The sequence below is a fragment of the Stenotrophomonas sp. SrG genome (assembly GCF_050031795.1).
Lineage (GTDB): Bacteria > Pseudomonadota > Gammaproteobacteria > Xanthomonadales > Xanthomonadaceae > Stenotrophomonas > Stenotrophomonas rhizophila_A.
This window is the reverse complement of sequence record NZ_JBNBBE010001316.1, coordinates 1-236: the sequence shown is the minus strand read 5'-3', so window position 1 is coordinate 236 and position 236 is coordinate 1. Positions and strand designations below refer to the sequence as shown.

The following is a 236-nucleotide window of genomic DNA, read 5'->3' as shown; positions in this document are numbered from 1 at the left end:
CCCCCGCCTTCGATGCCGGCATGGCCCCGCAGCTGCAGGAAGTGGAGACCATCGCCAACAACACGGCCAAGCCGACCTACCACAACACCCTCATCGCCCTGGAAAAGAGCGGTGACACCCACGACCGTGCGACCACCGAGTTCTTCAGCCTGGTCGGCGCCGATACCAACGATGCGCGCAAGAGGCTGCAGGCCGACTACTCGGCAAAGTTCGCCGCGCACAGCGATGCGATCGCG

The 236-nt window shown here is 65.3% G+C and carries 1 pseudogene; it reads left to right on the top strand.

Annotated elements, in window-relative coordinates:
• Nucleotides 1-236: pseudogene (locus ACQG3P_RS23685) on the top strand (dipeptidyl carboxypeptidase II); the annotation flags it as partial.